This window comes from Paracoccus sp. NBH48 (genome assembly GCF_015390265.1).
Lineage (GTDB): Bacteria > Pseudomonadota > Alphaproteobacteria > Rhodobacterales > Rhodobacteraceae > Paracoccus > Paracoccus marcusii.
Genome location: NZ_VUOJ01000001.1, coordinates 612,964 through 635,167, shown reverse-complemented (window position 1 = coordinate 635,167; position 22,204 = coordinate 612,964). Strand labels below are relative to the sequence as shown.

General features: G+C 69.3%; 18 protein-coding genes and 6 pseudogenes. 12 read left to right on the top strand and 12 right to left on the bottom strand.

The genetic code is table 11. The annotated features are described in order from the left end of the window. Positions 1-23 precede the first annotated feature (23 nt). Both F1642_RS03110 and F1642_RS03105 read right to left on the bottom strand, forming a co-directional pair. Positions 24-1,199 carry an aminotransferase gene (locus F1642_RS03110; protein WP_194885417.1) on the bottom strand — a complete coding sequence of 392 codons (1,176 nt, stop codon included), beginning with the start codon at positions 1,197-1,199 and terminating at the stop codon, positions 24-26. A 1-nt stretch (position 1,200) separates the two neighbouring features. Next, on the bottom strand, positions 1,201-1,740 hold the full coding sequence (locus F1642_RS03105; RefSeq protein ID WP_194885416.1) for a hypothetical protein: 540 nt from the start codon (positions 1,738-1,740) through the stop codon (positions 1,201-1,203). A 122-nt stretch (positions 1,741-1,862) separates the two neighbouring features. Here F1642_RS03105 and F1642_RS03100 point away from each other — a divergent pair, with 122 nt between their 5' ends. The 7 genes from F1642_RS03100 to lexA all read left to right on the top strand — a co-directional run bounded on the left by F1642_RS03100 (position 1,863) and on the right by lexA (position 7,395). After that, on the top strand, positions 1,863-2,453 hold the full coding sequence (locus F1642_RS03100) for an aminodeoxychorismate/anthranilate synthase component II (protein ID WP_045980829.1): 591 nt from the start codon (positions 1,863-1,865) through the stop codon (positions 2,451-2,453). After that, a complete protein-coding gene (gene trpD, locus F1642_RS03095) occupies positions 2,450-3,469 on the top strand; it encodes an anthranilate phosphoribosyltransferase (RefSeq protein ID WP_194885415.1) in 1,020 nt (339 codons plus the stop codon). The genes F1642_RS03100 and trpD overlap by 4 nt, the downstream gene beginning before the upstream one ends. Next, positions 3,466-4,101, top strand: coding sequence for a uracil-DNA glycosylase (locus F1642_RS03090; RefSeq protein WP_194885414.1), 636 nt, complete (start codon positions 3,466-3,468; stop codon positions 4,099-4,101). The genes trpD and F1642_RS03090 overlap by 4 nt, the downstream gene beginning before the upstream one ends. A gap of 48 nt (positions 4,102-4,149) precedes the next feature. Continuing rightward, positions 4,150-4,941 carry an indole-3-glycerol phosphate synthase TrpC gene (gene trpC / locus F1642_RS03085; RefSeq protein ID WP_194885413.1) on the top strand — a complete coding sequence of 264 codons (792 nt, stop codon included), beginning with the start codon at positions 4,150-4,152 and terminating at the stop codon, positions 4,939-4,941. Then, positions 4,938-5,411, top strand: a complete 474-nt coding sequence (gene moaC / locus F1642_RS03080; RefSeq protein WP_194885412.1) for a cyclic pyranopterin monophosphate synthase MoaC — start codon at positions 4,938-4,940, stop codon at positions 5,409-5,411. Before trpC ends, moaC begins: the two co-directional genes overlap by 4 nt. Continuing rightward, complete coding sequence (glp, locus tag F1642_RS03075) at positions 5,408-6,589, top strand: gephyrin-like molybdotransferase Glp (RefSeq protein ID WP_194885411.1); 1,182 nt, start codon at positions 5,408-5,410, stop codon at positions 6,587-6,589. Before moaC ends, glp begins: the two co-directional genes overlap by 4 nt. Positions 6,590-6,678: 89 nt before the next feature. Further along, on the top strand, positions 6,679-7,395 hold the full coding sequence (gene lexA / locus F1642_RS03070; protein ID WP_194885410.1) for a transcriptional repressor LexA: 717 nt from the start codon (positions 6,679-6,681) through the stop codon (positions 7,393-7,395). Between the two features lie 32 nt (positions 7,396-7,427). On the opposite strand, the gene hemC is transcribed toward lexA, so the two are convergent. Further along, a complete protein-coding gene (gene hemC / locus F1642_RS03065; RefSeq protein ID WP_194885409.1) occupies positions 7,428-8,357 on the bottom strand; it encodes a hydroxymethylbilane synthase in 930 nt (309 codons plus the stop codon). 83 nt (positions 8,358-8,440) lie between these two features. Between hemC and hemE the strand changes: the two genes are divergently transcribed. After that, the gene (gene hemE / locus F1642_RS03060; RefSeq protein WP_194885408.1) at positions 8,441-9,469 is read left to right on the top strand and encodes a uroporphyrinogen decarboxylase; all 1,029 of its coding nucleotides are present in this window, start codon (positions 8,441-8,443) and stop codon (positions 9,467-9,469) included. Here the strand turns inward: hemE and F1642_RS03055 are convergent. From F1642_RS03055 to F1642_RS03030, 6 genes and pseudogenes are all read right to left on the bottom strand, one after another. Beyond that, on the bottom strand, positions 9,466-10,446 hold the full coding sequence (locus F1642_RS03055) for an SPOR domain-containing protein (protein ID WP_194885407.1): 981 nt from the start codon (positions 10,444-10,446) through the stop codon (positions 9,466-9,468). The two genes, hemE and F1642_RS03055, sit on opposite strands and share 4 nt — an antisense overlap. 69 nt (positions 10,447-10,515) lie before the next feature. Continuing rightward, positions 10,516-11,145 (bottom strand): uracil phosphoribosyltransferase, encoded by a 630-nt coding sequence (upp, locus tag F1642_RS03050; RefSeq protein WP_176695016.1) that lies wholly within the window; start codon positions 11,143-11,145, stop codon positions 10,516-10,518. After that, on the bottom strand, positions 11,145-12,110 hold the full coding sequence (locus F1642_RS03045; protein WP_194885486.1) for an adenosine deaminase: 966 nt from the start codon (positions 12,108-12,110) through the stop codon (positions 11,145-11,147). Before F1642_RS03045 ends, upp begins: the two co-directional genes overlap by 1 nt. Then, a pseudogene (locus tag F1642_RS03040) lies at positions 12,101-13,279 on the bottom strand (phosphopentomutase). The gene F1642_RS03045 and the pseudogene F1642_RS03040 overlap by 10 nt, the downstream one beginning before the upstream one ends. Further along, a pseudogene (locus F1642_RS03035) lies at positions 13,276-14,560 on the bottom strand (thymidine phosphorylase). Before F1642_RS03035 ends, F1642_RS03040 begins: the two co-directional pseudogenes overlap by 4 nt. Then, a complete protein-coding gene (locus F1642_RS03030; RefSeq protein WP_194885406.1) occupies positions 14,557-14,955 on the bottom strand; it encodes a cytidine deaminase in 399 nt (132 codons plus the stop codon). Before F1642_RS03030 ends, F1642_RS03035 begins: the two are co-directional and overlap by 4 nt. 142 nt (positions 14,956-15,097) lie before the next feature. On the opposite strand from F1642_RS03030, the pseudogene F1642_RS03025 reads away from it, so the two are divergent. Continuing rightward, a pseudogene (locus tag F1642_RS03025) lies at positions 15,098-17,380 on the top strand (NADP-dependent malic enzyme). A 174-nt stretch (positions 17,381-17,554) separates the two neighbouring features. After that, positions 17,555-19,447 (top strand): annotated as a pseudogene (locus F1642_RS03020) (propionyl-CoA synthetase). Here the strand turns inward: F1642_RS03020 and aroA are convergent. Next, positions 19,444-20,779 (bottom strand): annotated as a pseudogene (aroA, locus tag F1642_RS03015) (3-phosphoshikimate 1-carboxyvinyltransferase). The pseudogenes F1642_RS03020 and aroA sit on opposite strands and share 4 nt — an antisense overlap. A 121-nt stretch (positions 20,780-20,900) precedes the next feature. On the opposite strand from aroA, the pseudogene F1642_RS16290 reads away from it, so the two are divergent. Both F1642_RS16290 and F1642_RS15330 read left to right on the top strand, forming a co-directional pair. Then, positions 20,901-21,215: pseudogene (locus tag F1642_RS16290) on the top strand (DNA alkylation repair protein); the annotation flags it as partial. 187 nt (positions 21,216-21,402) lie between these two features. Continuing rightward, positions 21,403-21,549: a hypothetical protein gene (locus F1642_RS15330; protein ID WP_255522065.1), complete on the top strand. Its 147-nt coding sequence runs from the start codon at positions 21,403-21,405 to the stop codon at positions 21,547-21,549. A gap of 54 nt (positions 21,550-21,603) precedes the next feature. Here F1642_RS15330 and F1642_RS15325 read toward each other — a convergent pair whose 3' ends face one another. Beyond that, a complete protein-coding gene (locus F1642_RS15325) occupies positions 21,604-21,795 on the bottom strand; it encodes a hypothetical protein (protein ID WP_255522064.1) in 192 nt (63 codons plus the stop codon). Positions 21,796-21,958: 163 nt separating this feature from the next. Next, positions 21,959-22,087: a hypothetical protein gene (locus F1642_RS15320; protein WP_255522063.1), complete on the bottom strand. Its 129-nt coding sequence runs from the start codon at positions 22,085-22,087 to the stop codon at positions 21,959-21,961. Positions 22,088-22,204 lie beyond the last annotated feature (117 nt).

Genomic DNA, 22,204 nt, shown 5'->3' with positions numbered 1-22,204 from the left:
CGGGCGGGTCAGCCACAAGTGGATCAGGCCGAAAGGCCGGCCAGCCGGTCCGCCAGCGCCGCGATTCCGGCCGCATCGACATTGGCAAAGGCGATGCGTAGGTGGCGCGGGCCCGTGGCGTCGCCCTCGGGCGTGAACATCGTTCCGGGCAGCGCCAGGACGCCTGCGTCCCGCACCATCCGCCGCGCCAGGTCGGCCGAGCCTTCGGCGAACGGGTGTTCGACCCATGCGAAATACGCCCCCGCGCTTTTCAACCGCCAGCCGGGCAAGGCGCCAAGGGCGGCCGCGGCGGCGGCGCGGCGCGCCAGGATCTCGGCCCGCTCTCCGGCCAGCCAGTCCTGCAGGTGCTCCATCCCCCAGACCGCGCCGATCTGACCCAATTGCGACGGAGAGATGGCCACGGTGTCCAAGAACTTCTCGACCTGCTGCAGCCGCTCGATGCCGGCGACGATGGCGCCGACACGATGCCCGGTCAGGCGATAGGCCTTGGAAAAGCTGTAGAGTTGGATCAGCGTCCCGTCCCAGCCAGGCCGGGTCAGCAGGTCGTGCGGTGCCCCGTCGCGGCTGTCGAAATCGCGATAGGTCTCGTCCACCACCAGCGCGATCCCGTGCGCCTGCGCCAGATCGAAGAACCGCCCCACCAGATCGGCCGGGTATTCCGCGCCCGACGGATTGTTCGGCGTGACCAGCACGATCGCCCGCGTGGCGGGCGTGATCAACGCGGCCGCGTGATCGGGGTCGGGCAGCATGTCGGCCCCGCAGGGCAGCGGGACCGTGGCGACGCCCGCCATGTCCAGCCACATCTTGTGATTGAAGTACCAGGGCGTCGGCACGATCACCTGATCGCCCTGCCCGGCCAGCGTCGCCATGACCGCGCAGAACGCCTGGTTGCACCCTTGGGTGATCGCGACGTTGGTCCCTGTCAGCGCACCACCATAGGCGGCGGAGAACTGCGCCGCCACGGCATCGCGCAGATCGCTGTTGCCCAGGACGGGGCCGTACAGATGCGCCTCGGGTCGGTGCAGGGCCGCCTCGGCGATGGCCCGGCGCAGCCCTTCGGGCGGCGGATCGACGGGTGCGGCCTGGCTGACATTGATCAGGGGTCGGTCGGCGGGGAAGCTGACGCCGCTCAGCCAGCGGCGCGCCTCCATCACCGGGGGGGCAAAGGTCGCGGCAAGGGCGGGGTTTAGCGGGCGCATGTCAGTCTCGTTCCATTCTGCGAAGGTCGGTCAGGTCCGGCGGCAGCGACAGGTCCAGCGCCGGCGCGGGCATCACGGGCGCCCGGTCCATCGGCAGATCGTCCGACGGCGCGATCCGCGGCAATCCGTCCTGCGCCGCGCGGATCGCGGGCTGGGGCGCGGGGCCGGTCACCGTCACCGGCGTATCGCCGCGCAGGGTCAGGCCTGGCGCATCGGCGGCCATGTCGGGGGCGGGTTGCGCCGGCATGCGGTCCGTGGGCTGCAGGCTGGGGCGCATCGTGTCATTCGTCACGGGGGCCGGTTCATCCTGGGGTGCGGGCACCGCGGCGGGCGTGGCCGCATCGCGCAGGCTGGCCGCACTGGGCGCGGGCAAGGTCGGCGAGACGTCGCCCCCGCGTCCGAATTCGGACCCGATCGGCATGCCGATCGACAGCGCGTCGCGCCCCGGCTGCGCCAGCGGCACCGCCAGCGACAGCCCGGCCAGCGCCAGGACTCCAACCAGCCCGCCCGTCGCCGCCCCCGCCAGAAATCCCCGTGCCATCCCTGCCCCGTCCGTGCTGTGCGTCCGCCCGGTCTTGACCCCCGGTGGCGCTTTGGCCCATCTATAGCGGACGCTTTTTCCGGGGGAAACCGCCCCCCTTCTTCTGGCCGCAAGGTGCATCGATGATCCTTCTGATCGACAATTACGACAGCTTCACCTGGAACCTTGTCCATTACATGGGCGAGGCCGGGGCCGAGGTCGTCGTGCGCCGCAACGACCAGATCACCGTGGACGAGGCCCTGGCGATGGCGCCGGACGGGATCGTGATCTCTCCGGGGCCGTGCGATCCGGCGCAGGCCGGGATCTGCCTGGACCTGATCCGCGCGGCTGCGGACCGCGCCGTGCCGCTGTTCGGGGTCTGCCTGGGCCACCAGGCGATCGGAGAGGCGTTCGGCGGTCGCGTCGTGCGCGCCAACCGCATCCTGCACGGCAAGGTCGACGCGATCAGCCATGACGGTACGGGCGTATTTTCGGGGCTGCAATCGCCGCTGAACGCCACCCGCTATCATTCGCTGACCGTCGAACCCGAGACCCTGCCGAACTGCCTGCGCGTCACCGCGACGTCGGACGACGGCACGATCATGGGCCTGATCCATTCCGACCTGCCGATCGAGGGCGTGCAGTTCCACCCCGAATCCATCGCCTCGCAGTTCGGACACGAGATGATCCGCAATTTCCTGGACCGCTGCACCGTCCGCAAGGACGCCGCATGACGGACATCCGACCCCTGATCGGCCTTGCCGCCGAACGCCCCCTGACGGGAACCGAGGCCGAGGCCGCCTTCTCTGCGCTGTTCGACGGTGCGGCGACCCCCGCCCAGATCGGCGGCCTGCTGATGGCCTTGCGCGTGCGCGGCGAAACCGTGGACGAGATCGCGGCGGCCGCCCGCGCCATGCGCGCCCGCATGAACCGCGTCACCGCACCTGACGGCGCGATGGACATCGTGGGCACCGGCGGCGACGGCAAGGGGACGCTGAACATCTCGACCGCGACGGCCTTTGTCGTGGCGGGGGCCGGCGTACCCGTGGCCAAGCACGGCAACCGAAACCTGTCGTCGAAGTCCGGGGCGGCCGATGCGCTGACCCAGATGGGCATTAACGTGCTGGGCGGCCCCGCCGTGGCGCAGCGCGCGCTGGACCAGGCGGGCATCTGCTTCATGATGGCGCCGATGCACCACCCGGCGATGCGCCATGTCGGCCCGCCCCGGACCGAACTAGGCACGCGCACCGTCTTCAACCTTTTGGGACCGCTGACCAATCCGGCCGGGGTCCGCCGCCAGCTGACCGGCGCGTTCAGTGCCGACTGGCTGCGCCCCATGGCCGAGGTGCTGCGCGACCTGGGGTCGACATCGGCCTGGCTGGTGCATGGCGGCGACGGCACGGACGAGCTGTCGATCGCCGAGGACAGCGACGTGGCCGCGCTGCAGGACGGCCAGATCACCGAATTCACCATCGCCCCCGAGGATGCGGGCCTTTCCCGTCACCCCTTCGCCGCGATCGTGGGCGGAGAGCCGTCGCACAATGCCGCGGCCTTCCGGGCCCTGCTGGACGGCGAACGGGGCGCCTATCGCGACGCGGTGCTGCTGAACGCGGCCGCTGCGCTGCTGATCGCGGGGCAGGTTTCCGACCTGCGCGACGGGGCCCGGATGGCCGCCGAATCGCTGGACAGCGGCGCGGCAAAGGCGCGGCTGGTGGCGCTGGCGCAGGTCACCGGCGCACCCGAATCGTGACCCCTCCGTCGGACTGGGCGCATCTGCCGTTCTTTCGGGACGACTGGCCGGCGATCCGCGACCGGCTGGCGGACACTGCGTTCCTGCCCGGGCCTGATCGGATCTTCGCGGCCCTGCAGGCGACATCGCCGCGGGATGTGCGCGTCGTGATCCTGGGTCAGGATCCCTATCCGACACCGGGCCATGCGAACGGGCTGGCATTCTCGGTCACGCCCGACACGCCGCTGCCCCGGTCGCTGCGCAATATCTTTGCCGAGCTGCGCGACGACCTGGGCGATGCGCCCGCGACAGGTGATCTGTCGCATTGGGCGCGTCAGGGCGTGCTGTTGCTGAACACCGCGCTGTCGGTCGCGCCGGGACAGGCCGGGGCCCATGCGGGCTGGGGCTGGGAACGGCTGGCCCGCCAGGCCGTTGCCGAGGCGCAGGCGCACGGTCCGCTGGCCTTCCTGCTGTGGGGCAATCACGCGCGCAAAGCGGTGGCGGGCCTGCCGCGCGCGCAGGATCTGGTGATCGCCACGGCCCATCCCTCGCCCCTGTCAGCTCGGCGCGGGTTCTTTGGATCGCGGCCCTTCAGCCGGATCAACGACTGGCTGACGGACCAGGGGCGTGCGCCCATCGACTGGACCGGCTGACCGCCGCGCCCCCTTTCCCCGCCCGCGCGGTGGGGATAGAACGGGGGCATGGATATTCTGGACAAGATCAAGGCCTATAAGCTGGAAGAGATCGCCGCCGCCAAGGCTGCGCGTCCGCTGGCCGACCTCGACGCGCAGGCCCGTGCGGCCGACGCCCCCCGCGGCTTTGCCCGCGCGCTGGACCGGGCCGCAGCCGGCGGCCCCGCCCTGATCGCCGAGATCAAGAAGGCCAGCCCGTCCAAGGGCCTAATCCGGCCCGATTTCGATCCGCCGTCGGTGGCCCGCGCCTATCAGGCGGGCGGCGCGGCCTGCCTGTCGGTGCTGACCGACGGCCCCAGCTTTCAGGGCGCGCCCGCGTTCCTGACGGCCGCGCGCGCCGCCTGCGACCTGCCGGCGCTGCGCAAGGATTTCCTCTATGACACCTATCAGGTGACAGAGGCCAGGGCCTGGGGCGCGGATTGCATCCTGATCATCATGGCCTCGGTCGACGACGCCCAGGCCCGCGACTTGGAGGATGCGGCTATGGGCTGGGGCATGGATGTCCTGATCGAGGTGCATGACGCGCCCGAACTGGACCGCGCCCTGCGCCTGAAATCGCCGTTGATCGGCGTGAACAACCGCAATCTCAAGACCTTCGAGGTCACACTTGATGTGACGCGCGACCTTGCACCGCGCATCCCCGACGACCGCCAGCTGGTCTGCGAAAGCGGACTGTTCACCCCGGCGGACCTGGGCGCGATGATGCAGACCGGCGCGCGGCGCTTCCTGATCGGGGAGAGCCTGATGCGTCAGGCCGACGTGACCGCCGCCACCCGCGCCATCCTGGACGTCGCAGCATGACCCTGACGCATTTCGACGCCGCCGGTCAGGCGCATATGGTCGACATCTCGGCCAAGTCCGAAACCGCGCGCGAGGCCGTGGCCACGGGCTGCGTGATCATGACTCCGGAAACGCTATCCCTGGCGCAGGGGGGTGTGGCCAAGGGCGACGTGCTGGGCGTGGCGCGCCTGGCGGGCATCATGGGCGCAAAGCGCACCGCCGATCTGATCCCGCTGTGCCATCCGCTGGCGCTGGCCAAGGTCGCTGTCGACCTTGTGGCCGATCCAGACCTGCCCGGTATCCGCGTCACCGCGACCGTCCGCACCACCGGCCGCACCGGGGTCGAGATGGAGGCGTTGACCGCCGTCACCACCGCCTGCCTGACCGTATACGACATGCTGAAGGCGGCGCAGAAGTCGATGGAAATTCAAGACATCCGCCTGCTGCGCAAGGATGGCGGCAAGTCCGGCCCGTACGAGGCGCCGCAATGATCTCGGTCGCCGAGGCCCTTGAACGCGTTCTGGCGCTTGCCAACCCGCCGCGCCCCGAGGTTGTGTCCCTGGCCGACGCTCATGGCCGCGCCCTGCTGCAGCCCGCCGTGTCCCGGCTGGCCCAGCCACCCTTCGATGCGTCCGCGATGGACGGCTTTGCGATGCGGGCGGCCGATCTGGACGACGCCCTGACCGTGATCGGCACCAGCGCGGCAGGCCATCCGTGGGTCGGCACTGCCCGCCCGGGCACCGCCATCCGCATCTTCACCGGTGCACCGGTGCCGCAAGGCTTTGACCATGTCGAACTGCAGGAGAACGTGGACCGCAACGGCGACGTGATCCGCATTGTGACCCGATCCGGGGGCAGCAACATCCGGGCGCGCGGCAACGACTTTGCGCAAGGCGATACCGTCGCGCCGGGGATCATCCTGGGCGCGGCCCATATCGGTCTGCTGGCCGCGATGAACGTTGACAATGTCACGGTCGCCGCGCGCCCCCGCGTTGCCATCCTGGCGGGCGGAGACGAACTGGTTCCCCCCGGCACGGACCCTGCGGAGGGTCAGATCATCAGCTCGAACGACTTGGCCATTGCGGCCATGGTCCGTGATGCTGGCGGTGAGCCGCATATCCTGCCGATCGCGCGCGACACCGAGGACAGCCTGCGTGCCAGTTTCCGCGCGGCGGCGGACGCGGATCTGCTGGTCACCATCGGCGGCGCATCGGTCGGCGACCATGACCTGATCGGCAAGATGGCGCAGGAACACGGTATCGACCAGGCCTTCTACAAGGTCGCGCTGCGTCCCGGAAAGCCGCTGATGGCGGGCCGGATGGCGAAAGGCGCCATGCTAGGCCTGCCGGGAAATCCCGTTTCGGCAATAGTTTGCGCGGTTCTGTTCATGCAACCTTTGATCCGCGCGATGCAGGGGCTTCTGGCGGATGCGCCGTTGCGCAAGGCAAGGCTGGCCCACGACCTGCCGGCTGAAGGACCCCGTCAGCACTACCTGCGGGCGACATTGGCTGCGGGCGAGGACCTGCCCCTGATCGCGCCCTTTGCGGATCAGGATTCGGCACGGCTGGCGCTGATGGCGCAGGCGAATGCGCTGCTGGTTCGTCCGCCGCATGATCCGGCCAGATCGGCGGGCGATCTGGTCGACTACATCCCCCTTGCCGCTAGTTAACTGTTTTTTCACCCTTTCACGGTCAACTGATTGACGCGATTCTGTGGATAAGCTAGAACAGACGCGGAACACGAAGAAAAGGGCGGGCCATGTTGACGAAAAAGCAGATCCAACTGCTTGAGTTCATCCAAAGGCGGATGGCGCGGGACGGCGTGCCGCCTTCCTTCGACGAGATGAAGGATGCTTTGGACCTGCGGTCCAAGTCCGGGATTCATAGGCTGGTGACCGCGCTGGAAGAGCGAGGCTTCATCCGGCGCCTGCCGCACCGCGCCCGCGCGCTCGAGGTGCTTCGCCTGCCCGACGCCCTGTCCCACCTGACCGACGCCGCCCCCGAAGAGACGCGTCCGGCCTTCGCGCCGCGCGTCATCTCGAACACGCGCCCCGCCCGCCCGCGCGGCGCGATGACGGTCGTCGACAGCCCTGCGGTTCAGTTGCCCCTGATGGGCCGTATCGCCGCCGGTGTGCCGATCGAGGCGATTTCGGAAGTGTCGCACCATGTCGCGGTGCCGGGAACGATGCTGTCGGGCCGTGAACATCACTACGCGCTTGAGGTGACCGGCGATTCGATGATCGAGGCCGGCATCAACGATGGCGATGTCGTAGTGATCCGCGAACAGGATACCGCAGAGACGGGCGACATCATCGTGGCCTTGGTGGACAATCAGGAAGCCACCCTGAAGCGCTATCGCCGCAAAGGATCGATGATCGCGCTGGAGGCCGCCAATCCGGCCTACGAGACGCGGCTTCTTCCCGAAGACCGCGTGCGCATCCAGGGCCGGCTGGTCGGACTGATCCGCAGCTATTGACTCGCTTGCCGGGGCTGTGCCCCGGCATATTCTCAGGCGATCAGAAAGCCGGGTCCGGCGCGGGACAGCAGCTCTTCCGCCAGATCCGTTCCCATGGCCGCACCATCCGATGTCAGACCATTACGAACACCGGCGACGACCTCGCTGCCATCCGGGCGCAGGATTTCACCACGCAGCGTCATGCGGTCACCATCCAGCGTGGCAAGCCCCGCGATGGGCGTCTGGCAGGACCCGTCCAAGCGGCGCAGGAACGCGCGCTCTGCCTCAATCCGCAGCGCCGTCAGCGGATCGTTGATCGACGACAGCAGCATCACACAGCCCTGATCGTCGGCACGGCGCTCGATACCGATGGCCCCCTGTGCGACCGCGGGCAGCATCTCGTCCGGATCGATGGCGCTTTGGGCGACGTGACGCATGTCCAGCCGCGACAGTCCCGCCATTGCCAGGAAGGTTGCCACGGCAACCCCGTCCGCAAGCTTCTGCAGGCGCGTCTGCACATTCCCCCGAAATTCCACCAACTGCAGATCTGGACGACGGTGTGCCAATTGGGCGCGGCGGCGCAGGCTGGAGGAGCCCACGACCGCGCCCTGCGGCAGCGCGGTGATCGAGGCTACGTGCGGGCTGACAAAGGCGTCCCGGACATCCTCTCGCGGCAGCAGGCAGTCGATCACCAAGCCGTCCGGTTGCAGCGTGGGCATGTCCTTCATCGAATGCACGGCGATGTCGATCGCGCCCTCGGTCAAGGCCTCCTCGATCTCGCGGGTGAACAGGCCCTTGCCGCCGATCTGCGACAGGGGGCGGTCCAGGACGCGGTCGCCGGTGGTCTTGATCGGAATGATCTGGAACGCGTCCTGCGGCAGGCCATGGGCAGCCATCAGGCGATCGCGCGTCTCATGGGCCTGCGCCAAGGCCAGGACCGATCCGCGCGTGCCGATCCGAAGCGGTCGGGTGGGAGTGGGCATCTGTTTCATGCGCCACGGCATAGCCGCCGGGGCTGCGCTTGACAACGCCTGTCGCCTGACCTTCAAGGGGCGCAGGAGGCCCCATGACCAAACTTCTGCTGCGCGCCCTGGCCGGCGAGACCCTGCCCACCCCGCCGATCTGGATGATGCGTCAAGCCGGGCGTTATCTGCCGGAGTACCGTGCGACGCGCGCGCAGGCGGGCGATTTCCTGTCGCTGTGCTACAATCCCGACCTTGCCGCCGAGGTCACCCTGCAGCCGATCCGCCGCTTTGGCTTTGATGCCGCGATCCTTTTTGCCGACATCCTGCTGATCCCCCAGGCCTTGGGCGCCGACCTGTGGTTCGTCACCGGAGAGGGACCGCGGCTGTCCACCGTGACCAGCGCGTCGGATTTGGCGCGGCTGAAACCGGCGGATCAGGTCGATGCGCAGCTGGCACCCGTCTATGAGACGCTTCGGATCCTGTCGCGCGAACTGCCGCGGGAAACCACGCTGATCGGCTTTGCCGGCGCGCCATGGACGGTCGCGACCTACATGGTCGCCGGCCGCGGCACCAAGGATCAGGGACCGGCGCATCTGCTGAAGGATCAGGACCGCGCGACATTCGCCGCGTTGATCGACCTGATCACGGATGCCACGATCCATTACCTGTCACGCCAGATCGAGGCCGGCGCCGAAGTCGTCAAGCTGTTCGACAGCTGGGCCGGCAGCCTGAAGGGCCAGGATTTCGATGACTTCGCGATTGCCCCGGCCAAGCGGATCATCGCCGCGCTGAAGGCGCGCCATCCCGGCGTGCCTGTAATCGCATTCCCCCGTGAGGCGGGCGAGCGTTATGTCGGGTTTCGGGCGGCGGTCGGAGCCGACTGCGTCGCGCTGGACAATTCAGTGTCGACCGATTGGGCCGCCCGCCACGTCCAGACCGAGGGCTGCGTCCAAGGCAACATGGACCCGCGGCACATGGTCACGGGCGGGCCCGAACTTGTCGCCGAGGCGCAGCGGATCACCCGCGCCCTGCGCGGCGGTCCGCATGTCTTCAACTTGGGTCACGGGATCACCCCTGACGCCGATCCCGACAACGTCGCCCGTATGATCGAGGCGGTGCGCAGCGCCTAGCGCGCCACCGCCTTGGGATAGCCGTTCGCCCGCAGATCGTTCAGCGCGGCGATCAGGGCCTGGCGGTCGGTGAAGGGTCCCGCCATGATCAGCCGCAGCGGTTTCGTTCCATCCGTTGTCCGCCCCTGCCCCGTCGGATAGCCGCGCGCGGCCAGCGCCCGCAGCACGATCATCGCGTTCCCCTCGTCGCCATAGGCACCGACCTGAACATACCGCGCCGATGCCGGGATCATCTCTGGTCCCGGCACAGCCACCGGCTTGGGCGCGGCGGCGACGGGCGCCGCAGGGGTCGGTGAGGCCGCACGACGGGCGGTGGCGCGCGGGGTCGCGGCAACGGTCGGCCGCGCCGCGGGGGCCGTCCTGATGGCTGCCGGCTCTGGCTGTGGCGGTGCCGCGGTAACTCCCGTGGTCAAAGACGCCGTCGCGGTGGCCGCGCGCATGCCGGGACACAACCCCAAGGTAGAGCCCTGCGCGGATGCCGACGGGTCCGGCTTATAGCCAAGACGCGCGCACAGCTCCGGGCTGCCCGACAGGCCGGTGGCCTCGCGCAGCGTCGGCGCCATGGTCAGGGCATCCTGCAGCGCGGTGTGGATCGGATCGGGCACCCGCGACGCGGCCGGTTCCGCGCGGGTCTCGGCCGGGGCCGGGTCCGCGGTCCATTCGCCGGGGCGCAGGTCGCGCGACAGCTGTTCCAGCAGCAGGGTTTCGACATCCGGCGGCGGTGCCTGGGTCAGCGGCAGCGCCCGTTCGGTCAGCGGGTCCGTGCGCCGGACGTCCAGGCTGGGGGGAAAGCCGCACAGCGCCTGCCCCTGCCCATCCTGACGCGCGGTCCAGTCGGCGCCGCTGCGGGTGAAGACGCAGCCGTTGCCGTCGATATACTGCGTCCCCGCGAAATCGGCGGGGGGCGGTGGCGTCGGAGCGGCCTGCGCCGCCCCGCCCAGCAAAAGCATCGCCAAGACCCGCAAGTGCCCGATCATCTGCCATCCATTCCGTTGTCCTGCCCCAGACCTAGCGCAGAACCGTGAAACGGCGGTTAACGGGCGGCCTTATTTCGTGCCGAACATCCGGTCGCCGGCATCGCCCAGGCCCGGGACGATATAGCCGTGATCGTCCAGTCGTTCGTCCAGCGCCGCCGTGAAGATCGGCACGTCCGGATGCGCCTCGCGCATGCGTTCGACGCCTTCGGGCGCAGCCAACAGGCACAGGAAGCGCATGTTCTTGGCGCCGCGCTCTTTCAGCATGTCGATGGCCGCGACCGACGAATTGCCCGTGGCCAGCATCGGGTCCACCACGATGGTCATCCGCGCGTCCAGTTCGCGCGGCACCTTGCAGTAGTATTCGACCGGCTTCAGCGTCTCGGGGTCGCGATAGAGTCCGACAAAGCCCACGCGCGCGCCGGGGATCAGCTCCAGGATGCCGTCCATCAGCCCGTTTCCGGCCCGCAGGATCGAGATCAGGGCCAGCTTCTTGCCCTCCAGCGTGGGGGCCTCCATCTCGCACATGGGCGTCTCGATGTGCATGGTGGTCAGCTCCAGCTCTCGCGTGACCTCATAGGCCAGAAGCAGGCTGATCTCGCGCAGAAGGCGGCGGAAACCGGCGGTGGACACCTCTTTCTGGCGCATGATCGACAGCTTGTGCTGAACCAGCGGGTGGTCGACGACGGTCAGGTGTTGCATCAGGCGAATTCCTTTTTCAGGCGGTCGCGGGTGGACGCGTCGCAGAACGCGGCGTCGGCAGCCCACTGGTTGATCTGTCGGAACTCGGTATCGCCCCAGCCAAAGGTCGACGCAAGCCGATCGTACTCATGGCGCATCGTCGTGTGGAAGAACGGCGGATCGTCGGTGGACACGGTGACCCGCACCCCGGCATCGGCCAGCCGCGCGATGGGATGGGCGACCCAGGACGGATAGACCCCAAGCGCGATGTTCGATCCCGGACACACCTCCAGCGTCACGCCGCGCTCGACCAGGTCGCGCACCAGCGCAGGGTCGTCGATCGCCTGCACGCCATGCCCGATGCGGGTGCAGCCCAGGTCCAGCGCCTGCCGGACGCTGTCGGGACCGCCCCATTCGCCTGCATGGCAGGTCAGGCCCAACCCGGCCTCTGCAGCGCAGTCAAAGCTCCAGCCGTAATCGGTGGCGCGGCCGACCTGTTCGGCCCCGCCCATGCCAAAGCCGGTGATCCAGCCGCCCGCGGTCTCGGCAGCACAGCGCGCAGTTTTGCGCGCACGATCCGCGCCGAAGTGACGGATCGCGGTGACGATGCCGCGGCTGTCGATGCCGTCCGCCCGGGCGCGGTCCGCAACCTCGGTCATCGCGGCCAGATGATCGCGCCAGGCCGACAGGTCCGCACCGCCGCAGAATTCCGGCGAGACGAACAGTTCCGCATAGACCACGCCCTCCTCAGCGCAGCGGTCAAGCACCTCGGCCAGCAGGCGGGCATAGTCGCGCGGGCCGTTGATGACGCTGGTCGCGGCCTCGTAGCATCGCAGGAAGCCCGGAAAGTCGTCATAGGCGTAATGCCCGCGCTCGTCGAAGACGCCGGACAGGTCGGCGCGTTTTTCCTTGGCCAGGCCGCGGATGAAATCGGGTGGCGCGGCACCCTCCAGATGCAGGTGCAGTTCGATCTTCTTCATAGGAATGATGTCCCGTGTTGGGGGGCGGGCAGCCCCAGATGGGCAAGGATCGAGGCGCCGATATCGGCAAAACCCACCTGCCCCACGCCGCGCACGCCCGCGCCCCAGCCCAGCACGGGCGCGCGTTCGCGGGTGTGGTCGGTGCCGGACCAGGACGGGTCATTGCCGTGATCGGCGGTGAAGATTGCCAGATCGCCGGGCGACAGCGTCGCCAGGAACCGGCCCGCGACGCCGTCGAACCATTCCAGTTGCGTGGCATAGCCGGGAATGTCCCGCCTGTGGCCGAAATTGGTGTCGAATTCGACGAAGTTGGCGAATGTCAGGCTGCCGGGTTCGGCCTGGGTGCCGAGCCGGACCAGGTATTCGGCCAGGGTCGCGTCATCTTCGCCCTTGTGCAGGCGGGTGATGCCGCGATGGCTGAAGATGTCGCCGATCTTGCCGATGGCATGGGTGACCCGCCCCGCACCCTGCGCGATGTCCAGGATGGTGTCGCCGGCGGCGCGATCGCGAAATCGCGGCGGTTGCCGGTGCGACGGAACGCGCCTGGTTGGCCAACAAATGGGCGCGCGATGACCCGGCCCACGCGCATCGCGTGCAGCATCGGTGACAGGTCGCGGCACAGCGCGATCAGGCGGTCCAGGCCGAACGCCTCCTCATGCGCCGCGATCTGCAGCACGCTGTCGGCCGAGGTATAGCAGATCGGCCAGCCGGTCTGCAGATGCCGGGCGCCGAAGTCGTCGATGACCTGCGTCCCCGATGCGTGGCAATTGCCCAGGATGCCGTCGGTCCCTGCCAGCTGGCAGATCCGCGCGGTCACGTCGGCAGGAAAGGCGGGGTCGGCGTCGGGGAAGTACGTCCAGTCCCACGGCACGGGGACGCCCGCGATCTCCCAGTGGCCAGAGGGGGTGTCCTTGCCGCGCGACACCTCGGATGCCGCACCCCACAGGCCGCGGGGTTCGGCGCCCAGACCCGGCGCATCGATACCCGAGGCCAGTCCGCACCGCCGCCCCAAACCCCAGCCCGTCCAGCACCGGCATCCGCAACGGACGGGACTGCGCGATATGCCCGACGGTGTTCGCACCGGTATCGGGGCGACCGTCGTTGAAGAAGGCGTGGGCATCGGGCGCGCCGCCGATGCCCACGCTGTCCATGACGATCAGGAACGCCCGGCTCATGCGACGATCCGGTCGCGGATCAGTGGGCCGGGCTGGCCGTCGCCCAGGACATAGGCGGCCTGCACGGCGGCGATGGCCACCTGTGCCGCCGTGTCGTCGGCGGCGTGAACCATGCCCAGGGGGCGGTCGGGGCCGACCTCCTCTCCCAGCTTGGCCAGGCGGTCCAGGCCCACGCGGTGGTCGATCGCCTCGGCCGCGCGCACGCGCCCGCCGCCAAGCGCCAGCACCGCGTGGCCAAGCGCGGTCACGTCGATGCGCCCCACGCGCCCCGCGTCTGGCGCGGGAATGGGCAGGATCAGCGGCGCACGGGCCAGATGCGCCTCGGGGCGGTCCAGCAGGTCGCGCGGTCCGCCCTGGGCCGCGACCATGCGGCCGAACACCTCGGCCGCGGCGCCGCTGTCCAGCGTGTCGGCCAGACCGTCCGCGGACCGTCCGGCCAGCGTCAGGCATTCCGCCGCCAGCGCCAGCGTCAGGTCGCGCAGCGCCCCGGCCTCGCCCCGCAGGGCGCGGATCGCCTCGTGGATCTCCAGCGCATTGCCGGCGCTGCGGGCCAGCGGCTGATCCATGTCGGTGATGAAGGCAGACGTGCGGCAGTCCGCCCCGTTCGCGGTCTCGACCAGGGCCTGGGCCAGGCGACCGGCGCTGTCGGCCTTCTTCAGGATGGCGCCCGACCCCGCCTTGACGTCCAGGACCAGCGCATCCAGCCCCGCCGCCAGCTTCTTCGACAGGATCGACGCGGTGATCAGGTCGATCGATTCCACCGTCCCCGATTCGTCGCGGATCGCGTACAGGCGACGGTCCGCAGGGGCCACGTCGCCCGTGGCCGCCACGATCGCGCAGCCGACGGTGCGCACGATGCGGCGGAAGTCGTCCTCCGGCTGGTCGCACAGATAGCCGGAGATCGCCTCAAAGCTTGTCCAGCGTGCCACCCGTATGGCCCAGGCCGCGACCCGAGATCATCGGCACGAACACCCCGCGCGCGGCCAGAAGCGGCGCCAGCACCAGCGACACCGTATCGCCGATGCCGCCGGTCGAATGCTTGTCCACCACCGGACCCGACAGGTCCCACTGCAGGACATGCCCCGAATCACGCATGGCGCGCGTCAGCGCCACGCGGCCCGCCGGTCCGACGCCCTTGGTCAGCACCGCCATCGCAAAGGCACCCGCCTGCGCGTCGCTGACCGACCCGTCGGCCAGCCCCTGCGCAATCAGCGCCGCGCCCGGCCCGTCCAGGCCCCGCCCGTCGCGGATCGCCGATATGACAGGTCGCGGATCGGTCATGTGCGCGCCATGTGGCCCGCGTCGAACCGGCCGGGCAGCAGGTCGCCCACGGTCGTGTGCATCTGCGCGCCGTCGGTCGTGGCCAGCAGGACCGGCACCTCTGCGGACGCGAATTCCGCCAGCTTCTGGCGGCAGCCGCCGCAGGGCGGCACGGGGGTCGGGCTGTCGGCGATGACGGCGACCTCGATCAGCTGCGTCTCTCCGGCGGCGACCATCGCGGCAATGGCCCCGGCCTCGGCGCAGGTGCCTTCGGGATAGGCCACGTTCTCGACGTTGCAGCCGCTATAGACCGTGCCCGACGCGCCACGGATGGCAGCGCCGACCTTGAATTTCGAATAGGGCACATAGGCCCGTTCGCGCACGTCGCGCGCCGCATCCAGCAATGACGTCGTCATGGTTCACCCCGTTCGATCTGGCCGCCAATCTGCGCCCGCGGGCGGGGTTGTGCAAGACGCGCGCGGGCGCGCAGAACCCCGCTGTTCCCCGACGTCAGAATGGTTTAACGGTAAACCAATTCCGAAACCGGAGGGGCGAAAGATGGAAGACCGCAGGCAGGACAGCGCAAGACAGGCCGCGCTGGATTATCACGAGTTCCCGCGACCGGGCAAACTGGAGATCCGCGCGACCAAGCCGATGGCCAATGGCCGCGACCTGGCCCGCGCCTATTCCCCCGGCGTCGCCGAAGCCTGCCTGGAGATCAAGGCCGATCCCGCAACCGCCGCACGCTTATACCACCAAGGGCAACCTGGTGGCCGTCATCTCAAACGGCACGGCCGTCCTGGGCCTGGGCAACATCGGCGCGCTGGCCTCCAAGCCGGTGATGGAGGGCAAGGCGGTCCTGTTCAAGAAATTCGCCAACATCGACTGCTTCGACATCGAGGTGAACGAGCCCGATCCGGTCAAGCTGGCCGAGATCGTCTGCGCGCTGGAGCCGACCTTCGGCGCGGTGAACCTGGAGGACATCAAGGCCCCCGACTGCTTCATCGTCGAACAGATCTGCCGCGAGCGGATGAAACATCCCGGTCTTTCACGACGACCAGCACGGCACCGCCATCGTGGTGGGCGCGGCCGCGACCAATGCGCTGCGCATCGCCGGCAAGCGGTTCGAGGACATCAAGATCGTCTCGACCGGCGGCGGGCGGCGGGCATCGCCTGCCTGAACATGCTGCTGAAACTGGGCGTCAAGCGCGGAGAACGTCTGGCTGTGCGACATCCACGGCCTGGTCCATGAGGGTCGCGAGCTGGACATGAACCCGCAGAAGGCCGCCTATGCCCAAGCCTCGGACAAGCGCAGCCTGACCGAGGTGATCGACGGCGCCGACCTGTTCCTGGGCCTGTCCGGTCCGGGCGTTCTGACGCCCGAGATGGTCGGTCGCATGGCCCCGCGCCCGATCATCTTTCGCGCTGGCGAACCCGAACCCGGAAATCGACCCCGACGCGGCCCGCGCCGTCGCCCCCGACGCGATCATCGCCACCGGACGCAGCGATTTCCCGAACCAGGTCAACAATGTCCTGTGCTTCCCCTTCATCTTCCGCGGCGCGCTGGACGTCGGCGCGACCACGATCAACGACGAGATGAAGATCGCCTGCATCGAGGGCATCGCCGCCCTGGCCCGCGCGACCACCGCGGCCGAGGCCGCCGCCGCCTATCGCGGCGAGACGCTGACCTTCGGCGCCGACTATCTGATCCCCAAGCCCTTCGATCCACGCCTGATGGGCGTCGTGTCATCCGCCGTGGCCCGCGCCGCGATGGAGACGGGCGTTGCGACCCGGCCCCTGGACGACATGGCCGCCTACAAGCAGAAGCTTGACGGGTCGGTCTTCCGATCGGCGCTGATCATGCGCCCGGTCTTCGAGGCCGCGGCCACCGCCACGCGCCGCATCGTCTTTGCCGAGGGCGAGGACGAACGTGTCCTGCGCGCCGCCAACGCCATGCTGGAGGAGACGACCGACGTCCCGATCCTGATCGGCCGCCCCGACGTGATCGCCACCCGCGCCGAACGCGCGGGCCTGCCGATCCGTCCGGATGTCGACTTCGAGATCGTGAACCCCGAGAACGACCCCCGCTATCGCGACTATTGGGAAACGTATCACGGCATCATGGCGCGGCGCGGGGTCAGCCCCGACATCGCCCGCGCGATCATGCGCACCAACACCACCGCCATCGGCGCCGTCATGGTGCACCGGGCCGAGGCCGACAGCCTGATCTGCGGCACGTTCGGACAGTACAGCTGGCACCTGCAATACGTGCGCCAGATCCTGGCCCGTGACGGGCTGCACCCGGTCGGCGCGCTGTCGATGATCATCCTGGAAGACGGGCCGCTGTTCATCGCGGACACCCAGTGCCACAACGACCCCACGCCCCAGCAGGTCATGGAGACGGTGATGGGCGCCGCGCGTCACGTCCGCCGGTTCGGCCTGACGCCCAAGATCGCCCTGTGCAGCCATTCGCAGTTCGGCAACACCGACAGCTATTCCGGCCGCAAGATGCGCGACGCCCTGACGCTGCTGGACGCACGCGAGCCCGACTTCATGTATGACGGAGAGATGCATGTGGACGCGGCGCTGGACCCCGAACTGCGCGAACGCATCTTCCCGACCTCGCGGCTGCAGGGTGTGGCGAACGTGCTGGTCTTTGCGGGCACCGACGCCGCATCGGGCGTCCGCAACGCGCTGAAGATGCGCGCGGGCGGCCTGGAGGTCGGGCCGATCCTGATGGGCATGGGCAACCGCGCCCATATCGTGACACCCTCGATCACCACGCGCGGCCTGCTGAACATGTCGGTGCTGGCCGGCACACCGGTCACGCATTACGGCTGATTCGCCGGCATTTTTGCAAATACTTCGGCGCGGCAATGGAGGCTTTGCTGCGCCGTTCTGTTTGCAAACCCGATCGCCGGATTTCTGCTAATCAGCGCACTGTCACGCCGCTAACAAGGTTGCGCGACGCCCCCCTTCCTGCGTAACAAAACCCAGGTTCAGGGAGGGGAGTCCATGTCCTATCAAGATCTCTACGCGCGCTGGAAGGCCGATCCCGAGGCGTTCTGGATGCAGGCCGCCGATGCCATCGACTGGACCCAGCCCCCAAGCCGCGCGCATTTCGACCAGGGTCCCGCCGGGGAATGGTTCGCCGACGGCATGGTGAACACCTGCTGGAACGCCATCGACCGCCATGTCGCGGCCGGTCACGGCGACCGCCTGGCGGTGATCCATGACAGCCCGATGACCGGCAGCGTCAGTCGCCTGACCTATGCCCAGCTGCAGGACCAGGTGGCCCGGCTGGCGGGTGTGCTGGCCGCGCGCGGCATCGGCAAGGGCGACCGGGTCATCATCTACATGCCAATGATCCCCGAGGCGCTGCAGGCGATGCTGGCCTGCGCCCGGATCGGGGCCATCCACTCGGTCGTCTTCGGCGGGTTCGCCGCGCATGAACTGGCGGTGCGCATCGACGACGCCAAGCCCCGCGCGATCATCGCCGCAAGCTGCGGGCTGGAGCCAGGTCGCGTGGTCCCCTACAAGCCGCTGATGGACCGCGCCATAGACGAGGCCGCCCACAAGCCGGACTTCACCATCGTGTTCCAGCGCCCCGAATGCACGGCCGACATGGTGGCGGGCCGCGATCTGGACTGGCGCCAGGCGGTGGCGGACGCGCAGCCCGCCGACTGCGTCCCGGTCGAGGGGAACCACCCGGCCTATATCCTCTACACCTCAGGGACGACGGGCCAGCCCAAGGGTGTCGTGCGCCATAACCGCGGGGCATCTGGTCGCCCTGGCGTGGAGCGTGCCCAACATCTACGGCATCGGGCCGGGCGACGTGTTCTGGGTCGCGTCCGACGTGGGCTGGGTCGTGGGGCACAGCTATATCGTCTATGGACCGCTGATCGCGGGGCGCGACGACCGTGGTGTTCGAAGGCAAACCCGTCGGCACCCCCGACGCAGGCACGTTCTGGCGGGTGATCGCGGATCACAAGGTCAAGTCCTTCTTCACCGCGCCCACCGCCATCCGTGCGGTCAAGCGCGACGACCCGGAGGGCCGACTGGTCGGCAAGTACGACCTGTCCGGCCTGCAGGCCCTGTTCCTGGCGGGCGAACGCGCCGACCCCGACACCGTCACCTGGGCCGAGGATCGGGTCAAGGTGCCGGTGATCGACCACTGGTGGCAGACGGAGACCGGCTGGCCCATCGCCGCGAACCCCTTCGGTGCGGGGCTGATGCCCGTAAAAAAGGGCAGCCCGACCCTACCCATGCCCGGCTACGACGTGCAGGTCCTGGACGAGGCCGGGCACCCGGTCGCCCCCGGCACCCTGGGCGCGATCGCGATCAAGCTGCCCCTGCCGCCCGGCACCCTGCCCACGCTGTGGAACGCCGAGGATCGGTTCAACCGCGGCCTATCTGCAGCATTTCCCCGGCTTCTATGAGACAGGCGATGCGGGTTACGTCGACGATGATGGCTATGTCTGGATCATGGCCCGCACCGACGACGTCATCAACGTCGCGGGCCACCGCCTGTCGACGGGCAGCATGGAGGAGGTCCTGTCCAGCCATCCCGCCGTCGCGGAATTGCGCGGTGATCGGGGTCGCCGATCCGCTGAAGGGACAGGCACCCCTGGGCCTTCTGTGCCTGAAGAAGGGGGTCGAGACCGAGCATGCCCAGGTCGTGGCCGAGGTGGTGCGCATGGTCCGCGACCGCATCGGGCCCGTCGCGGCCTTCAAGACCGCCTGCGTCGTCGACCGCCTGCCCAAGACGCGGGTCGGGCAAGATCCTGCGCGCGACCCATGGCTAAGATCGCCGACGGCGAGACGGTCAAGGCGCCCGCCACCATCGACGACCCCGCCATCCTGGACGAGATCCGCCGATCCCTGGCCGGGATCGGCTATCCCGCCTAGTCCAGCGTCGCGCCCAAGCGGGTCATCAGCGGCACGAAGTCGGGGAAGGACGTGGTGATCGGCCCCGCGTCGTCGATGGTGACGGGCTGCTGGGTCGCAAGGCCCAGGATCAGGAAGCTCATGGCGATGCGGTGGTCCAGATGGGTCACCGCATGGCCGCCGCCCGCCACCTGCGCCGCGCCGTGAACGGTCATGGTGTCGCGCGTATCCTCGACCGTGACGCCGTTCGCGCGCAGGCCCACGGCCATCGCGTCGATCCGGTCGCTTTCCTTGACGCGCAGTTCGCGACGCCGTTCATGACCGTGGTGCCTTCGGCGAACGCGGCGATCACCGACAGGATCGGGAATTCGTCGATCATGCTGGCCGCACGATCGGCAGGGACGGTCACGCCCTTCAGCGGGCCGTGGCGCACCAGCAGGTCGGCCACGGGCTCTCCGCCCTCCTCGCGCGGGTTCTCGAAGGTGATGTCGGCGCCCATCTCCAGCAGGGTCACGTACAGGCCGTCCCGCGTCGGGTTGCGGCTGACGCCCGGCACGCGAATTTTCGGACCCCGGCACGATCAGCGCCGCAGCCACCGGAAAGGCCGCGCTGGACGGATCGCGCGGCACCGCCACGGGCTGCGGGCGCAGTTCGGGGCGGCCAGTCAGGGTGATCTTGTGGCCGTCAGGCGTGGTCTCGGTCCGGATCTGGGCGCCGAAACCGGCCAGCATGCGTTCGGAATGATCGCGCGTCGGTTCGGATTCGATCACAACCGTGTCCCCCGGCGCGTTCAGCCGGCCAGCAGGATCGCCGACTTGATCTGGGCGCTGGCCACGGGGGTGCGATAGGTGGACGGGCACCGGATCGGCCGCGCCCTGGATGGTGATGGGCAGGACGCCCCCCCTCTCGCGCGGTGATCTGGGTGCCGAACTGCGACAGCGGGTCCGTCACCCGCGCCATCGGACGACGCGACAGGCTGGCGTCGCCGGTGAAGGTCACACTGATCGGGCGTGGGTCGCGACCGCACCCATGATCAGACGCACGCCGGTGCCCGAATTGCCGCAATCGATCACCTCGGCCGGGCTGGAGAAGCCGCCCACGCCCACACCATGCACCGACCACTCTCCCGGCCCGTGCTGCGTCACCTGCGCGCCAAGCGCCTGCATAGCGCGGGCAGTGTCCAGCACGTCCTGGCCTTCCAGCAGGCCGGTGATGCGCGTCTCTCCCGACGGCCATCGCGCCCAGGATCAGGGCGCGGTGGCTGATCGACTTGTCCCCCGGCACCAGCGCCTCGCCCGACAGGGGGCCGGTGGGGCGGGCGGTCATCGGACGGGGGTCTGCGGAATGCGACATGGGCCTACCTCGTGGTTTTTGCCGCGCCTTTTAGCCCGCCCGGCGCGCCCCTGCCACCATCATCTTGAGGCCGGCGCCCCCCGCGCCCTAGAAGGGGGCCAATCACGGATTGGAGAATCCCATGCAGGAACTGGACCGGCTGCGCGACCTGGCCGACCCCGAACGCGCCGCCCGCGCCAGTGCACGCCACAAGCGTGATCGAGAGACCCTGGGCATCACCCCCGCCGCGCTGGAGGAGGTCGTCGCCGAATGGCGCGCGGAACGCGATCTGGACGCGCGCATCGCGCTGGCCGAGGCGCTGTGGACCAGCGACATCCACGAGGCGCGCCTGGCCGCCGCCCGCCTGCTGGTGCAGGCCCGGATGCGGCCCGACGACGCGGCCTGGGCCGCGATCATGGACTGGGCGCCGCAGATCGACGGGGCCGAGATCGACGATGCTGTGATGACCGCCGCCGCGCCGTCGCGTGGTCGCCGATCCGACCCGCCTGGATCAGATCACGGCATGGGCCGGCAACCGGAACCCGTGGCTGCGCCGGGCGTGATGCTGGCCACGCTGCCCTGGGCCAAGATGAACAACCCCAAACCCGAGGACCTGGAGATTCGGGGAAAAGGTTCTGCAGCTGATGCTGCGCCTGGCGTCCGACCGTCACGGCGGCGTGCGTCAGGCGGCCAAGCTGTGGCTGCGCAACCTGGAAAAGCGCGACCCGGACCGCGTCGCCGTTTGGCACAGCGCCCACCGAAGCGATGGTCGCGCCCGAACCGCAGCCTGAACCCCAGGCCGAGGACGCGCCGCAATCCGACGACGCGCCCCGCCCTGACGGCGATCAGGAGCGGTAGACTTCCAGCGTCGGCAGGTCGGTCAGCGGGCACGCCCAGCAGCTGCAGTGCCGGCAGCGAACACCTGGCTGCCCGTGCCCGATCCCGACAGGGGGCCGCAACTCGACCTGCGCCGACTTGCCTGTGGCGGGGTTCACGATGCGCCCCTGCACCGGCGCATCGACCAGGGGCGTCTTCATCCAGAACCCACCCTCGGACGGGTTGCCAAGCGATCCGACGTCGTGCCAAGCCGCGTCTCGGCCGTCGCCGGAGCCTGGGCGGCGGCTTCGCGCTGTTCGGGCGTCGTGGTGTCCAGCTGTGCGGGTGTCGCGCGTGCCGCGGGCCGGGGGCTGGGCGCGCGCGTCACGGCCGTCGCGGGCCGCGGTCTGGGCCGCCGTCGCCTTGGGCGCTTCGGGCCGGGTTCATCGTCGCGGCCATCTGGGTGCATCCGGCGAGCGACAGGCCCAGGACGGCAAGGGGGATCAGGCGCATCGGCGTCTCCTTCGATCATCGTTGCCGCAGATTAGTCACGCAAGCGTGGCAAGGTCCACCACCCGACCCACGAATCCCCGCCTTGTGACCGGGGTCGGGCGCGCCTAGGTATGGGGG